12 protein-coding genes are annotated in these 16,152 nt (G+C 70.3%); 10 read left to right on the top strand and 2 right to left on the bottom strand.

Features of this window, described 5'->3' with window-relative positions; genetic code table 11:
- Positions 1 to 102 precede the first annotated feature (102 nt).
- Positions 103 to 963 (bottom strand): glycosyltransferase family 2 protein, encoded by an 861-nt coding sequence (locus KGA66_RS23860; protein ID WP_211470842.1) that lies wholly within the window; start codon positions 961 to 963, stop codon positions 103 to 105.
- A gap of 297 nt (positions 964 to 1,260) precedes the next feature.
- Here KGA66_RS23860 and KGA66_RS23855 point away from each other — a divergent pair, with 297 nt between their 5' ends.
- The 10 genes from KGA66_RS23855 to KGA66_RS23810 all read left to right on the top strand — a co-directional run bounded on the left by KGA66_RS23855 (position 1,261) and on the right by KGA66_RS23810 (position 15,088).
- Complete coding sequence (locus KGA66_RS23855) at positions 1,261 to 2,730, top strand: sugar transferase (RefSeq protein ID WP_211470840.1); 1,470 nt, start codon at positions 1,261 to 1,263, stop codon at positions 2,728 to 2,730.
- A gap of 118 nt (positions 2,731 to 2,848) precedes the next feature.
- Complete coding sequence (locus KGA66_RS23850) at positions 2,849 to 3,943, top strand: Gfo/Idh/MocA family protein (RefSeq protein ID WP_246508475.1); 1,095 nt, start codon at positions 2,849 to 2,851, stop codon at positions 3,941 to 3,943.
- The gene (locus KGA66_RS23845; RefSeq protein ID WP_312887051.1) at positions 3,940 to 4,902 is read left to right on the top strand and encodes an NAD-dependent epimerase/dehydratase family protein; all 963 of its coding nucleotides are present in this window, start codon (positions 3,940 to 3,942) and stop codon (positions 4,900 to 4,902) included. Before KGA66_RS23850 ends, KGA66_RS23845 begins: the two co-directional genes overlap by 4 nt.
- Entirely contained in the window at positions 4,899 to 6,041 is a 1,143-nt protein-coding gene (locus KGA66_RS23840) for a DegT/DnrJ/EryC1/StrS family aminotransferase (protein WP_211470837.1), read from the top strand. The genes KGA66_RS23845 and KGA66_RS23840 overlap by 4 nt, the downstream gene beginning before the upstream one ends.
- A gap of 2 nt (positions 6,042 to 6,043) precedes the next feature.
- Positions 6,044 to 6,745, top strand: a complete 702-nt coding sequence (locus tag KGA66_RS23835) for an acetyltransferase (RefSeq protein WP_211470836.1) — start codon at positions 6,044 to 6,046, stop codon at positions 6,743 to 6,745.
- Positions 6,746 to 6,748: 3 nt separating this feature from the next.
- The gene (locus KGA66_RS23830; RefSeq protein ID WP_211470834.1) at positions 6,749 to 7,882 is read left to right on the top strand and encodes a DegT/DnrJ/EryC1/StrS family aminotransferase; all 1,134 of its coding nucleotides are present in this window, start codon (positions 6,749 to 6,751) and stop codon (positions 7,880 to 7,882) included.
- A gap of 61 nt (positions 7,883 to 7,943) precedes the next feature.
- A complete protein-coding gene (locus KGA66_RS23825) occupies positions 7,944 to 8,993 on the top strand; it encodes a right-handed parallel beta-helix repeat-containing protein (protein ID WP_211470832.1) in 1,050 nt (349 codons plus the stop codon).
- Between the two features lie 247 nt (positions 8,994 to 9,240).
- Entirely contained in the window at positions 9,241 to 12,948 is a 3,708-nt protein-coding gene (locus KGA66_RS31835) for a DUF4082 domain-containing protein (protein ID WP_211470830.1), read from the top strand.
- A gap of 111 nt (positions 12,949 to 13,059) precedes the next feature.
- The gene (locus KGA66_RS23815; protein WP_211470828.1) at positions 13,060 to 14,112 is read left to right on the top strand and encodes a glycosyltransferase; all 1,053 of its coding nucleotides are present in this window, start codon (positions 13,060 to 13,062) and stop codon (positions 14,110 to 14,112) included.
- 406 nt (positions 14,113 to 14,518) lie between these two features.
- Entirely contained in the window at positions 14,519 to 15,088 is a 570-nt protein-coding gene (locus KGA66_RS23810; RefSeq protein WP_211470826.1) for a DinB family protein, read from the top strand.
- Between the two features lie 61 nt (positions 15,089 to 15,149).
- On the opposite strand, the gene KGA66_RS23805 is transcribed toward KGA66_RS23810, so the two are convergent.
- A complete protein-coding gene (locus KGA66_RS23805) occupies positions 15,150 to 15,797 on the bottom strand; it encodes a maleylpyruvate isomerase family mycothiol-dependent enzyme (protein WP_211470824.1) in 648 nt (215 codons plus the stop codon).
- Between the last annotated feature and the right edge of the window lie 355 nt (positions 15,798 to 16,152).

The following is a 16,152-nucleotide window of genomic DNA, read 5'->3' as shown; positions in this document are numbered from 1 at the left end:
TTTCTGACGGCTGCGCGTGGCGGACGCCCGCGCTGAAAGCATGTGTGGGGGGAAACGACCGGTGACGGTCCTCAATATATTGACGCCTGAGCGAAGAGCCCGCTATGACGTGCGCAGCGGGCGGCACTCGTCGCGCAGCCACGTGGTGAAGTCCCCGGCCTTCACCGCGCGCCGCGCCCGGTACCGGGCGAGCGCGGTGACGAACAGGAACCAGGTCAGCCGCGGGCCGTTGCGCAGCGGTGCCCGCATGAACAGATCCCGGAGATCCGCCTTTCCGGTGCGCGAGCCCGGCAGCCGCGTCTGCGTCGCCGCCTGCGTGGTGACCGTCATCGAGCGCACACGCCGGCGCAGCAGGTCTCCAAGCGTACGCGGCGGGTGCACGACCACGCGCGCGGCTTCGACCACCGCGCGTTCCCCCGGGGCGAAGGAGAGCGAAGCGGCCAGGTCGTCGCCCATCAGTTCCGGCAGCGCGGCGACCCGGGCGTGCCCCTGCTCGGACAGCGCGATCACTCCGCGCCCGAACAGTCCCTGCCGCACCACGGGCAACTGTTCCCACACCTGGTAGTACCAGCGCACGGTCCACGGACAACCGTCCAGCGGCGTGATGCGGGCCGGCGCGGCCGCGTGGACGCCGGCCGTTCCCAGCGCCGCGGCCAGCGACCGAACGTCGTCGGCCGTCAACTCGACGTCGGCGTCCACGTACAGCCTGGGGAAACCGGTCGCGTGCTGGTCGCCGAGACGCAGCGCACGATGCTTGTTGGGTAAGGGTGTCTCGATCACGCGCACAGCTGCGTATTGCGCGGCGACTTCGACCGTTTCGTCGCTACAACCGTTGGCCACCACCAGCAAGTCGAGGGTTTCCGAGCCACCGGGACTTTCCGACATGCCGTCGGAAACAAGTCCGGACAGCAGTCGGCCGAGTACTGCAGCCTCGTTGTGTGCGGGCACTACCACGCTAATCACAGAAGGCAGTATCAGCGGCGCGTCATGGCTTGTCCACGCGTCGGCGGAAAATGCCGCGCGCCCGCCGGTCGGCTCCGGCGCGTGGCCGCCCTCGGCGCGCTCCCGGCATGCCGCCCGGAACTACTGGCCTTTTTGAGCCAGGCCCCGCGAATCTCGTTCGGCCACGCTATGTTTGGCCACACCGAATCCGTGTTCGGTGATGGTGGTGGGAACTGGCAGGGCTTGCAGGTGCACCGTTTCTGACGGCTGCGCGTGGCGGACGCCCGCGCTGAAAGCATGTGTGGGGGGAAACGACCGGTGACGGTCCTCAATATATTGACGCCTGAGCGAAGAGCCCGCTATGACGTGCGCAGCGGGCGGCACGAACAGGTAAGAGCTTATATCAGAGCCCTGGTCGTAGCGGACGCGGTGGCGGCACTCGCGGGAGCGCTGGCGGCCTATGCGTGGCACCCCGACGGCAGCGATTCGGCGAACCTGCAGATCTTTCCGCTGCGGCTGGCCGTGGCCCTGATGCCGCCGTTCTGGGCGCTGGCCCTGTGGCTGCACCGCGCGTACGACCGGCGACGGGTAAGCATGGACCCGGAGCTGTACCGAAAGGTGCTCGGCGCCTCGGGACTGCTGGCCGCGGGCGCGGCCACCGGCGCGCTGCTGATCGACAGCATGGCGCTGTTCCGACTGGTCATCGTCTCGATACCGCTGGCCGCGGCGCTCACCCCGATAGCCCGCTCGCTGGCCAGGGCGGGGCTCTCGCGCGCCGGCCACAGCGCCGAGCGACGCAGGGTTCTGCTGGTCGGGCACGCCCGCTCGGTGGAGGAGTTCGCCGCGCAGGTGCGGCCGAACCGGGCGCCGTGGCTGAAGATCGTGGGCGCGTGCCTGGTCGGTCCGACCGAACCGCATGAGGCCGACAACCTGGCGATCAGCGTGCAGGGGGACCTCGGCAGCGTGGTGGAGAGCGCCACGGCGATGGACTGCGACGCGGTGGTCGTGCTCAACTGCCCGGAGCTGGACGGCTCCGCGCTGCGCGACCTGTCCTGGCGGCTGCACGAGCAGAACATCGACCTGGCGATCGTGCCGGTCCTGGTCGGGGTGGCCGTCGAGCGGATCCTGGTGGACACCGTGGACGGCCTGCCCATGATGCACATCCGCGCGCCGATCCTCTCCGGGCCGGTCCGCATGGTCAAGGAAGGATTCGAACGCGCCGTCGCCGCGCTCGCGCTCGCGCTGCTCAGCCCGGTCCTGCTCGTGCTCGCCGCGCTGGTGCGCCTCACCAGCCCCGGCCCGGCGCTGTTCCGGCAGGTGCGGGTCGGCCTGAACGGCACCGAGTTCGAGTGCCTGAAGTTCCGCACGATGGTCGCCGACGCCGAGCGGCTGCGCGAGCAGTTGGAGCACCTGAACGAGAAGAACGACGGCGTTCTGTTCAAGATCCGCCGCGACCCGCGCATCACCCGGGTCGGCCGGGTCCTGCGCAAGTGCTCCCTGGACGAGCTGCCGCAGCTCGTCAACGTCCTGCGCGGCGAGATGTCCCTGGTCGGGCCGCGCCCGCCGCTGCCCGAAGAGGCCGCCAGGTACAGCGAGCAGGTGCGCAGGCGGCTGGCGGTCAAGCCGGGCCTGACCGGGCTGTGGCAGGTCAGCGGCCGCTCGATGCTGTCCTGGGACGAGTCCGTGCGCCTGGACCTGAGCTACGTGGAGAACTGGTCGCCGCAGTTGGACGCCAAGATCCTGCTGCGCACGACCTCCGCTGTGGTGCGCGGCACCGGCGCGTTCTGACCGGCCGCCAGCTCGTCTCGCAACAGTGCCGCTGAGCCTGTGTCGTCCCGATCCCGTGACGTCCTGAAGCTGTGCCGTCTTGAAGCTGTCGCACGTCCAAGTGGGGGAGATAAATACCTTGACACATCCTGACCGGCAATCCGCCGTGCCCGGGCACGCGCCGGAACCGCTCGGCGTCGCCGTGATCGGCGCCGGCTACTGGGGACCGAACCTGGTGCGCAACTTCCAGGGCTCCGCCTCGTTCCGGCTGCGCTGGCTGTGCGACCTCGACGTGGCCCGCGCGCGCAAGGTGCTCGGCGGGTACTCGACCGTCGAGGCCACCGACGACTACGCCCGGGTGCTGGCCGACCCGGACGTCGCCGCGGTCGCCATCGCCACCCCGGCCGCCACGCACAAGCCGCTCGCGCTGGCCGCGCTGGAGGCCGGCAAGCACGTACTGATCGAGAAGCCGCTGGCCGCCACGTACGCCGACGGCAAGATCCTCGTCGAGCAGGCCGAGCGGCGCGGTCTGACGCTCATGTGCGACCACACCTACTGCTACACGCCCGCCGTCACCAAGATCAGGGAACTGATCCATGAGGGCGCGCTCGGCGAACTGCACTTCTTCGACTCGGTGCGCATCAACCTCGGCCTGGTGCAGCGCGACGTCGACGTGCTGTGGGACCTGGCGCCGCACGACCTGTCGATCCTCGACTCGGTGCTGCCCGAAGGCGTCCAGCCGGAGGCGGTCGCGGCGCACGGCGCGGACCCGATCGGCGCCGGGCGCGCCTGCGTGGCCTATCTGACGCTGCGCCTGACCGGCGGCGCGATCGCACACGTACACGTCAACTGGCTCTCGCCGACCAAGGTGCGCACCACGATGATCGGCGGCTCGAAGCGCACGCTGGTGTGGGACGATCTGAACCCCGCACAGCGCGTCGCGGTCTTCGACCGGGGCGTGGACCTGGCCGGCGCCGCGGAGATCGGCGCCGAGGCGCGCCGGGAGATGCAGGTCTCCTACCGCTCCGGCGACATGACCGCTCCGGCCCTGGTCGAGCGGGAGGCACTGGGCGCGATGGTGGAGGAGTACGCGACGGCGATCCGCACGGGGCGCCGGCCGCTTACCGACGGCCGCGCGGGTCTGCGAGTGCTGGACGTGTTGGAAGCGGCCTCGCGCAGCCTGGAGTTCCAGGGCGCCGTGGTGGGCCTCAAAGGGTGGGAGACAGCGAAGTGACACAGCGAGAAGCGCTCGGCCGGGTCCTGGTGACCGGCGGGGCGGGCACGATCGGCTCGAACCTGGTGGACCTGCTGGTGCGTGAGGGCGCCGAGGAGATCCGGGTGCTCGACGACTTCACCCGGGGCCGCCGGGAGAACCTGGCCTGGGCCACGGCCAACGGCCCGGTGCGGATCGTCGAGGGCGACATCCGGGACGCGAAGCTGGTGCACGAGGTGACACAGGGCACTGACCTTGTCTTCCACCTGGCGGCGATCCGGATCACCCAGTGCGCGCAGGAGCCGCGCCTGGCCAACGAGGTGCTGGTGGACGGCACGTTCAACGTGCTTGAGGCCGCCGCGGCCGCCGAGGTGCGCAAGGTGATCGCCTCGTCCTCGGCGTCCGTGTACGGGCTCGCCGAATCCTTCCCGACCGCGGAGATCCACCACCCGTACAACAACGACACCTTCTACGGCGCCGCCAAGGCGTTCAACGAGGGCATGCTGCGCAGCTTCCACGCGATGTACGGGCTCGACTACCTCGCGCTGCGCTACTTCAACGTGTACGGCCCGCGGATGGACGCGCACGGCAAGTACACCGAGGTGCTGATCCGCTGGATGGAGCGGATCGAGGCCGGCCGGCCCCCGCTGATCTTCGGCGACGGCGAGGCGACCATGGACTTCGTGGACGTGCGCGACATCGCGCGGGCGAACCTGCTGGCCGCGCGCTCGCCCCTGACCGACCAGGTGTTCAACGTGGCCCGCGGCGAGGAGACCAGCCTCAAGGGACTGGCGGCCGCGCTGCTGGCGGCGATGGACTCGGACCTGCCGGTGGAGCACGGCCCCGAGCGTGCGGTCAACGGCGTGACCCGGCGGCTGGCCGACGTCTCGGCGGCTGAGCAGAAGCTGGGCTTCCGCGCCGAGATCGGGCTGCGGGAGGGTCTGCGCGACCTGGTGGACTGGTGGCGGGCCAACCGATGAGCGACCGAATCCCGGTGATGATCCCCTGGCTGGGTCAGGCGGAGGCGGACGCGGCCGCCGAGGCGGTGCTCTCCGGCTGGGTCGCCCAGGGGCCGCGGGTCGCCCGCTTCGAGCAGGAGTTCGCGGCGCGGGTCGGCGCGGGCCACGGCGTCGCGGTCAGCTCGTGTACCACGGCGCTGCACCTCGCGCTCGTCGCCTGCGGCATCGGCCCGGGCGACGAGGTGATCGTGCCGTCCTTCTCGTTCATCGCCACCGCGAACGCGGTTCGGTACGTCGGCGCGCAGCCGGTTTTCGCCGACGTGGACCTGGAAACCGGGAATCTGACCGCTGAGACGGTGGAGCCGGTGGTGACCGGCCGCAGCCGCGCGGTGATCCTCGTGCACCAGGGCGGCGTGCCCGCCGACGTCGGCGCGCTGCGCGCGTTGTGCGACCGGCACGGGCTCGACCTGGTCGAGGACGCGGCGTGCGCGGCGGGCTCGCGGTACCGGGGGCGGCCGGTCGGCGCGGGCGCGCAGATCGCGGCGTGGTCCTTCCACCCGCGCAAGCTGCTGACCACCGGCGAAGGCGGGATGCTGACGCTCGACGGCGCGGACGACGCGCAGCGGCTGCGCCGGCTGCGCGAGCACGGCATGGACCTGTCCGCCGCCGCCCGGCACGCCAGCGCCGGCCCGGTGTTCGAAAGCTACCTGGAGACCGGGTTCAACTACCGGATGACGGACATCCAGGCGGCGGTCGGGCTGGTGCAGCTGGGCAAGCTCGACGCGATGGTCGCCCGGCGCCGCGAACTGGCGCAGCGCTACCGCGAACTGCTTGCCGACGTCCCGGGCGTGCGCGCGGTGCGCGACCCGCAGTACGGCAGCTCGAACTTCCAGTCCTTCTGGGTGCTGCTGGATCCCGCTCTGTTCCCCGGTGGCGGCCGCGACGACACGCTGCGCCGGCTCGCCGCCGCGGGAGTCTCCGCGCGCCGCGGCATCATGGCGGCGCACCTGGAACCGGCGTATCAGGACACGCAGCACGTGTCGCTGCCCACCACCGAGCGGCTGACCCGCGACTCGCTGATCCTGCCGCTGTTCCACACGCTGACCTCGGCGCAGCAGGAGCACATCGTCGACGTGCTGCGCAAACCCGCGGACCGGTGACGATGAGTGTCAGCGAGCTGCTGATCGTCGGCGCGGGCGGTTTCGCGCGGGAGACCGCGCACGCGGTCGCCGCGCTCAACGCCGTGCGTCCGGCGTGGCGGCTGCTCGGTTTCCTCGACGACGACCCGCTGCTGCGCGGGCGGCGGGTCGACGGGCTGCCGGTGCTCGGCGGCACGGACCTGGCCCAGTCGCTGACGGGCGCTCAGGTGCTCGTGTGCGTCGGCAATCCGCGCAACTATTTCGCGCGGGCCCGGATCGTCGAGCGGCTGGCTCTCCCGGCCGACCGCTACGCGACGATCATCCATCCCTCCGCAGACGTCTGCGCCGACGCGTCCATCGGCCCGGGAACCGTGCTGCTCGCGCAGGCGGTGCTGACCGCGGCGGTGACCGTCGGCGCGCACGTGGCGGTGATGCCGCACGCGGTGCTCACGCACGACGTGACGATCGACGACTTCGCGACGATCGCGTCGGGCGTGCGGTTCGGCGGAGGGTCGAGCGTGGCGCGCGGGGCCTACCTCGGGTCCGGCGCGCTGATCCGCGAGCAGGTCGAGATCGGCGCGTGGGCGCAGGTCGGGATGGGCTCGGTGGTCCTCGGGGACGTCCCCGGCGGACAGGTTTGGGTGGGAAATCCGGCGCGCAGGCTCCGGGACGTCGAGGGCTTGGCAGCGTTCGGCGACAGTACGAGCAACGGAAGGCTGGCATAGTCCATGGCGCAGGCGAATCCGATCCCGCTGGTGGATCTCAAGGCGGCGCACGCCGAGATCGCCGAGGAGGTCGCGGCGGGCTTCGAACGGGTGCTGGCCACCACCGGCTTCGTCGGCGGGCCCGAGGTCGCGGCCTTCGAGCAGGAGTTCGCCGCGTTCAGCGGCGTGCGGCACTGCGTCGGCGTCGCGAACGGAACCGACGCGGTCGAGTTGGCGCTGCGCGCGGCCGGGGTGCGCCGGGACGACGAGGTGGTGCTGCCCGCGAACACGTTCATCGCGACGGCCGGCGCGGTGGCCCGGCTGGGCGCCGTGCCGGTGCTGGTGGACTGCGACCCGGACAGTTACCTGATCGACGTGCAGGCCGCGCTGGCCGCGGTCGGGCCGCGCACGGCGGCCGTGCTGCCGGTACACCTCTACGGCCAGCACGCCGCGGTCGAGGAGCTGACCGAGAAGTTGGCGGGCACGGACGTGCGCGTGGTCGAGGACGCGGCGCAATGTCAGGGCGCGACGAGGAACGGCCGCGGCGCGGGCGTCGGCGGGATCGCGGCGACGAGCTTCTACCCCGGCAAGAACCTCGGCGCCTACGGCGACGGCGGCGCGGTGGTCACCGACGATCCGCAGCTCGCCCGGCAGGTCAGGGCTCTGGCCAACCACGGCGGACTGACGAAGTACAGCCACGACATGGTCGGCTTCAACAGCAGGCTCGACGCGCTCCAGGCGGTGGTCCTGCGCGCCAAGCTGCGCCGGCTGCCGCAGTGGAACGCGGCCAGGCGCGCGGCCGCCGTCCGGTACGCCGAACTGCTGGACGACGTGCCGGGCATCGTTCTTCCGCCGACGCTGGAAGGCAACGAGCACGTGTGGCACCTGTACGTGGTGCGCGTGGAAGCGTTCGACGGTGACCGGGTGCGGCGCGACGCGTTGGTCTCGGCCCTCAACGCGCAGGGTATCGGCGCCGGAGTGCACTATCCGGCGGCCCTGCACCTGACGCCGGCGTTCGCGCACCTGGGATACCCGGAAGGGGCGTTCCCCCATGCGGAGGCGGCAGCCGCGCGGCTCATCTCGCTGCCTCTGCATCCCCATGTGACGGAAGCGCAGCAGCGGCGCGTCGCCGAGGCTCTCGCGACTGCGCTCGGGTGAGGTCGGTTTCGTGCTGAGTACGAACGGAAGACGGCTCGGGCGGTGGCGTACCCTGATTCTGGTGGCCGCCGGGGCGCTGCTGGGCGCGGGCGTGGCGCTGGCCTCGACGCTCGGGTCCGGCTCGGGCGCTGCGCCCGTGGCCGCCTCGACGCACTCGGACACCCCGGCCGCGACGCGTTCAGCCCGTCCGGATCCGCCGCGCGCCACCTCCCCGCGTTCGCCTTCGCCGCGCCCGACGCCGACCGTCGCCGCGGCCCTGGGCGCGCCGGGCTCGCCGGCGCCGGGGCGGGCCAAGGCGGGCTGCGCCGGCCCGGCGGCGTGCGGATTCCCGGACGCGTCGACCACCGGCCCGCGCACCGCCCCGTCCTCCGGGCACTCCGGCAACATCTCGATCCGGGACGATGGAACCGTCATCAGCGGATGGAACCTGACCGGCTCGCTGGACATCTACGCCGACAACGTCACGGTGATCGACAGCAGGATCAGCACCTCGAACTGGTGGGGGGTGAACCTGCGCCCCGGTCACACCGGCCTTCGCATTCTGCACACGTACATCACCGGTGTTCCCGGGCGGGGCCCGGACAACGGCGGCGAGGATTACGCGGTGTCGAACATGAGCGAGGGCACGGTCGAGATCGGCTGGAGCGACCTGTCGGTCATGGGAAACACCGTCTCCACCGGCCACGGTTACATCCACGACGATTACGTACACGGCCTGGTGCCGTTCATCGCGAGGAACGGAAATTATGAACACACTGACACGGTGATCAGCGAGGGCGGCGATACCGGCGGCCTGCGCATCGAACACAACACCCTGCTCAATCCGATCGACGTCAATCACGGGGCCTCTTCGGTCATCGGCCTTTACGCGGACTCGGGCGCGGTGACCGACGCCACCATCAAGGACAACTGGATGGCCGGCGGCGCGTACGCGCTGTACGCGGGAGGTGCGACCTCGGCGCGGATCGTCGTGTCCGGCAACGTCTTCTCGGACGAATACTGGCCGGAGTGCGGCTACTACGGGGCCATCACTTACTGGAACCCGTCGGGGTCGGGAAATGTGTGGTCCGGCAACACTTTCCGTGACGGGGCCGCGGTCGCGCCGTCATGACGAGCGGAATGAGAGCCGTGATGACATCGTGCGCACACACTAGGTGACGAACTCTCAGGACCAGATGTAGGTCCCGCAACGATGCCCGCGCCGAGATGAAAACATCGACGTTCATCGCTATCTTTAGACGCGCATGTGTGGGGCGAGGCTGTTCCTATTCACCTTTTCTAGCCCGGGGTGGGCGATGCACGTCACGTTCTTATCAGTATTCTTCCAAAAATTTCTCCGCACAAGGCCCCGAGTCCTGGTGGCCGCGGCGATCACCGCGCTGATCGCCGCCGTCGCGGGTCCGGCGGTGGTCGCGGAGGCGACGGATCCGTGCGGCTCGGGCTCCAACCCGGTGGTGTGCGAGAACGCACAGCCGGGCACGCCGATGAGCCAGTGGTACTCCCCGAGCGCCTGGGGCGACATCCAGGGCTTCTCGACGAGCGAGAGCGTGCAGCCCGGACAGACCATCAGCTTCAAGGTGACGTCTCCGGCCTCGTACACGGTGCAGATCTATCGGCTGGGATGGTACGGCGGGGACGGCGCCCGGCTGATGCCGACCTCCCCGGCCACCCTCTTCCCGGCGGTCAACCAGCCGAACTGCACCCGTGACTCGTCCACCGGCCTCACCGACTGCGGGAACTGGTCGGTGACGGCCAGTTGGACGGTGCCCTCCAACGCGGTCTCCGGCGTGTACCTCGCGGATCTGGACCAGAGCGACGGCAAGGGCTTCATGCCGTACCCGTTCGTGGTCGCCGACCCGAACAGCCACTCGGACATCGTGGTGCAGACCTCTGATCAGGCGTGGCAGGCCTACAACATGTACGGCGGCGACGACCTGTACCAGGGCAACGGTCCGGCCCCCGACGGCCGTGCGTACGCGGTCAGCTACAACCGGCCGCTGAACGTCTCCGGCGCGAACGGCATCTTCGGGTCCGAATACGCGATGCTGCAGTGGCTGGAGCGCAACGGCTACGATGTCAGCTACCTGAGCGGCATCGACGTCTCCACGCACGGCGGTCTGCTGCTCAACCACAGGACCTACCTCGCCTCCGGTCATGACGAGTACTGGAACCAGAGCCAGTGGGACGCGGTGACGGCGGCCCGGGCCGCGGGTGTGAACCTGGCGTTCTTCAGCGGCAACGACGTCTTCTGGAAGACGCGGCTGGCGTCGAGCGCCGTGGACGGCGGGTCGGACCGCACCGTCGTCACGTACAAGATGACGAAGTTGGAGTTCCCGCAGCCGGACGGCATCGCGGACCCCAGCGGTCAGTGGACCGGCACCTGGATGGATCCGAACGGCGCGGGCATCGGCGGCGACATGCCGCAGAACCAGCTGACCGGCACACTGTTCGACGCCAACGGCTACAACGCCGAGGCGATCACGGTCACGTACCCCTACTCCACTTACCGCTTGTGGCGTAACACTCAGGCGGCGTCCCTCCAGGCCGGCCAGACGTACACGATGCAGACCGGGACGCTGGGCTACGAGTGGGACAGCGACGTAGCCAACGCGGTGCGGCCCTCCGGCGAGATCGACATGTCCTCGACGACGGTCGATCTCACCAACGGAACCTTCCTGCAGGACTACGGCAACACCTACGCCAACGGCACCGCGACGCACAGCCTGACGGAGTATCGGGACCCGAAGTCGGGCGCGCTGGTCTTCAGCTCCGGAACGGTGCAATGGGCCTGGGGCCTGTCCACCGTGCACTACGACCTCGCCACCCACGAGGATCCCGTGCAGGAGCAGGCGACCGTGAACCTGCTCGCGGACATGGGCGCGCAGCCGGCCACCCTGCAGTCCGGACTGGTCCAGGCGTCGCAGACCACGGATACCGTGGGACCGGCCGTGAGCGTGGCGACGCCCGCGTCGGGTTCCACCGTCCCGGCGATGTCCCCGGTGACCGTCAGCGGAACCGCGGCCGACTCGGGCGGCGGCGTGGTCGCGCGCGTCGAAGTGTCCGTCGACAACGGCGCCACCTGGCAGCCGGCCGCGGGCCTGGGCAACTGGAGCTTCAGTTGGACGCCGACGCGGACCGGCGCCTTGACCCTCCTGGTCAGGGCCGAGGACGACAGCGACAACGTCGGCACCGCGGCGAGCATCCCGCTCACCGTCGGGCCGCAGAGCTGCCCGTGCTCGATCTTCCCGAACTCCGCCACGCCGGCCAAGCCGGACTCGGGTGACGCCTCGCCGGTCAACCTCGGCGTGAAGTTCGCGACCAGCACGTCCGGCGCGGTCACCGGGGTGCGCTTCTACAAATCCGTCAACAACACCGGCACGCACGTCGGCAGCCTGTGGACGTCCAACGGCACGCTGCTCGGCAGCGTGACCTTCGGCGGCGAGACGGCCTCCGGCTGGCAGACCGCGTTGTTCTCGCAGCCGATCCCGGTCAGCCCGAACACCACGTACGTGGTCTCCTATCTCGCGCCGAGCGGGCACTACTCCGCCGACGCCGGCTACTTCGCCGACCAGGGCGCGGGCCTGGCCCCGATCACCGCCCTGCAGTCCAACAGCACCTCACTGAACGGCGTCTACAAGTACGCCGGCGGCACGGTCTTCCCGGCCAACGGGTACAACAACACCAACTACTACGTCGACGCCGTCTTCCAGGCGAACGTCACCAGCACCACTCCCCCGGCGGTGACCTCGACGCAGCCGGCCGGGGACGCCGCCGCGGTGCCCGTGAACTCCCCGATCACGGCGTCACTGAGCGAAGGCATCAGCGCTTCGACGCTGAAGTTCACGGTCAAGGACCAGAACGGCAACGCCCAGTCCGGTGCGGTGAGGTACGACCCGGTCGGGCACGTGGCGACCTTCACACCGAACGGGCAGCTGGCGATGTCCACCACGTACACCGGCAGCGTCTCGGCCACGGACCTGTGGGGCAACGCGATGCCGAGCCCTTACACCTGGTCGTTCACCACCGCCAGCACGCCGCCGTCGTTCAGCTGCCCCTGCTCGCTGTGGAACGCGGCGGCGACGCCGGCGAACCAGAACACCAGCGACGGCCACTCGGTGGAGCTCGGGGTGCGCTTCCAGTCGGCGGTGTCGGGCTACGTGACCGGCGTGAGCTTCTTCAAGGGTGTCAAGAACACGGGTACCCACACCGGCAGCCTGTGGACCACCTCCGGCGCGCTGCTGGCCACCGGCACGTTCACCAACGAGAGCGCCTCCGGCTGGCAGACGCTCACGTTCGCCACCCCGGTCGCGATCAACGCGAACACGCCGTACATCGCCTCGTACCACGCTCCGATCGGCTACTACTCGTCCAACGGCGCGTACTTCACCTCGGCCATCACCTCTTACCCGCTCACGGCGCTCCAGTCCGTGTCGGGCGCGGGCAACGGCCTCTACCTGTACGAGTCCGGCTCGACACTGCCGCCTGCCAACACGTACAACGCGACCAACTACTGGGTGGACGTGAGCTTCACCACGACCCCGCCCAGCGGCTCCAGCGGCGGCTCCTCGACCGCGGCGGCCACCTCGAAGGGCGCCGTCTCCCCGGCGGTCGACCCGCTCGCCGACAACGACGAGGCCGTCACCGCGACCACGGGCGTCTCCGACGCGGTGCACCCGCCGACGGTGACGTTCGCGCAGCCGATCGCGCCGCAGAGTCTGCGGATCAGGGTGGTCACCACGGTCGGGACGCAGGGCACGGAATCGGCCGCGGGCACGCCGGTTGCCGGTACCCTGTTGTATAACCCTGCGACGCAGACGGCCTCGTTCCGGCCGGACGCGCCGCTGCGCCCGGGCGCGGTCTACCGGGCGGTGGCGACGGCGAACGGCTTGAACGGCAAGGCGATCGCCGCGGTCGGCTGGACCTTCCGCGAGGCGGTGGCGGGAAGTTCCGCGCCCGCGCACCTGCCGAAGTCGCCGCCGAACGGCCAGGGGCCGATGGTGGTCGCGCTCAGCACGGAGGGCGACAGCTGGCGGCGCGTCGGGCCACCCCCGCCGACCGACCTGTAGGCACCGCGTCACAGCCAGCGTTCACACGCAGTGTTCGCAGACAGTGAACACAGACAGTGAACACAGACAGCGTTCACCGACAGCGTTCTTTGAAAGGGAAGGCCCCGCCCTATGAGCTCGGTCAGCGTCGTCATCCCCTGTTACCGCTACGGGCATTTCCTGGAGCAGTCGGTGGGCAGCGCGCTGACCGGGCAGGACGGGATCGATGTCAAAGTCCTGATCATCGATGACGCCTCGCCGGACGATTCGGCGGACGCGGCCCGCCGGATCGCGAAGGCGGATCCGCGGGTCGAGGTGCTCGTCCACGAGCGCAACAAGGGGCACCTGGCCACGTACAACGAGGGCCTGCTGGAGTGGGCGGACGGCGACTACACGGTGCTGCTGTCCGCCGACGACCGGTTGACGCCGGCCGCGCTGGTGCGCGCGGCGGCCCTGCTCGACGCCCACCCGAATGTCGGGTTCGTATACGGCCACCCGGTCCGGTTCGAGACGGACCGGCCTCTTCCCCCCGCGCGTACGCAGGGCAGGGGCTGGTCCGTCTGGCCGGGCCGGTGGTGGCTGGAGAAGCGTTTCAGGGCCGGCCACGGGTGCATCACCTCGCCCGAGGTCGTGGTGCGCACGGACCTGCAACGCAGGCTCGGCGGTTATGACCCGCGGCTGCCGCACTCCGGCGACATCGAGATGTGGATGCGTTTCGCGGCGCACGCCGATGTCGGTTATCTCAGGGGTGTGGACCAGGCGTACTACCGGGTGCACAGCGCGAGCATGTCCAAGACGGACTTCTCGGGGCAGCTCGACGACCTGCGCCAGCGCAAGGCGGCGTACGACGTCGTGCTCGAACATTCCGCCGACGCGTTGGGCGAGGCCGATCGCGCCGGCCTCGCCCGGACGGTGAACCGGAAGCTGGCCCGCCAGGCTCTCTACCGCGCGGCCCGCGCGTACGACCGCGGCCGCACGGATCAGGTGCCGGTCGACGAACTGGTCGCCTTCGCGGCCGACTGCTGGCCGCGTTACGAGCATCTGCGCGAGTTCGCCGGCCTTTCGGTGCGCCGCCGCGTCGGCACCAAGGCCATGCCCTATCTCCAGCCCCTGATCCTCTCCTCGGTCGTGCACAAGACCCGCGAGCGGCTGTGGTGGCGCACGTGGCGGCGCACCGGACTGTAGGTTTTTCAGGGTACGCACTGTGTCGGGGCACGGGCCTCCTGGCGCGGTCAGAGCTCTGGGGACTGGAGTCCCGGGACCGCAGTTCGCTGGTCCGGCCGCTGACCGGCGGCCGCTTCGCCGCCCGCCTCTTCAAGCACCGCCCGCCGTCGTTCTCGCTGCGCGCCTCCACCTCGCCGGTGCGCAGGTCCTGGGCCAGCTTGCGCAGTGCGAGCGGCTCGGGTAGCGCTCGTACCTTTCGACCGCCGCGCGCACAGTGGGGCGCCTTCGACGAGCTGCCGGGCCAGGGCAAGCCGCTCGCCGACGACGCGGGCGTGAACGCCGCAAAACCGGATGATGCGCGAGCGGCGGTCTGCCGCCGACGGATATCCGCTGTCAAAGCCGCTGCCTGGGACCTGATGATGGCACCATGACGGAAACCGGCACGAACGCTTCCCACCAGCGCGCCGAGTGGTGGCTGCCCGCGCAGGACGACCCGCGCAGGAACGGGCCGCGGTTGGCGGACGAGCGCGCCACGCTGACGGAGTACCTGCGGCGCCAGCGCGAGACCCTGCGGCTCAAGTGCGCCGGTCTCGACGCGCGGCAGTTGGCGCTGCGCGCGGTGGAACCGTCCACGCTCTCGCTGCTGGGCCTGGTGCGGCACCTCGCCCAGGTGGAGCGCATCTGGTTTCGGCAACGGCTGGCGGGCCAGGACGTACCCGACCGCTACCGCTCAGCCGACGCGCCTGACGGAGACTTCGACGGCGCGCTGCCGGACCAGGCGATCGTCGCCGAGGCATGGCAGGCGTGGCGCGACGAAGTCGCCTTCGCAGAGGACTTCGTCGCGCGGGCGCCGAACCTGGAGATCACCGTGCGCAAGCCGGACGAGAGCGCTATGTCACTGCGCGAGGTGCTGGTGCACATGATCGAGGAGTACGCGCGCCACAACGGCCATGCCGACCTGCTGCGGGAACGGATCGACGGCCGCATCGGCATGTGACGCGGGACGCCGGCATCGGCATCGGCATACGCCCAAGGGCCACGTGCCGCGGGGTGGCCGGTCACTCGATCAGGTCGTGGGCGGCGGGTCCGAACACGGCCAGGTGGTCGAGTACGGCAGCGGGATCGTCCGACCAGTCCATCGCCGCCATCTGCGCGCGGCTGCGGCGCCCTGTGCGCCAGCGCACCGCCTCCCAGCGGGTGGTGCGCAACGTCAGCGCGTCCGGCGGAGGGCCGCCGAGTTCGAAGCGGGCGTCCTCGACCTCGACCGTCAGCGGTACCGGCGGCTTGAAGCGCAGCAACCAGTCGCTGACGGCGCGCACCGCTTCGCTGTCCCGCGCGCCGGGGCGGCCGACCGCGCCGCGGATGTCGTGCTCGTGCGACACGATGTCGGCCGCGCCCGCCCAGATCCCGCGCTCGGCGATCACCCGCTCGAACCCCGGCGCGGCGGCCTCCCATCGCCCGAGCACCTCCTCAAGTGCCAGATCCCTGAATCGGGCGACCTGGTCGGCCGTGTGCTGCTCGTCCGGTACGCCGGCCAGACGCCCGGCGACGGCGTCTTCGGCCGTGGCGGCCAGGTGCGCGACGACATCCCGCACCCGCCAGCCCGGACACGCGGGAACCGGCGCCGCGTGCGCCTCGGACGGCAGATCGTCGATCAGGGCCCGGATGCGCAGCCGGACAGAACAGTAGAACTCGTCGATGCTCATAGCCCTACACGTTAGAGGGCGTTTGGTCTGGTTTCGGGGTCAACCGTCACGATAGTTAGACGTCCGTTTTGCCCGAGAAGTCGGGTACCAGACAGCGAATCGGCCAAGCGGCGGCGCTCGCAAGGCGCCGGAACACCCTCATACCGGGTTGTCTGTGGGTGTTTCGGCAACGCAGCGAGCGTCGTCGATCGGCCGATTCGCCCCCAAAACCAGACCAAACGTCCTCTTAGCTTGAGATTTGAGGTCTACAAGATCTTTTGTGGCGTGGTGGTGTGATCGCCTGACAACGGGCACGGCCACCTGGCATTCTTCGGATCTGTTCTAAGGAATCGAAGAAAGGTCGGGTGGCCGTGGG

This window comes from Actinocrinis puniceicyclus (assembly GCF_018283645.1).
Classification (GTDB): Bacteria; Actinomycetota; Actinomycetes; order Streptomycetales; family Catenulisporaceae; genus Actinocrinis; species Actinocrinis puniceicyclus.
The sequence above is the reverse complement of the archived record's forward strand: the minus strand, read 5'-3'. Positions and strand labels throughout refer to the sequence as shown.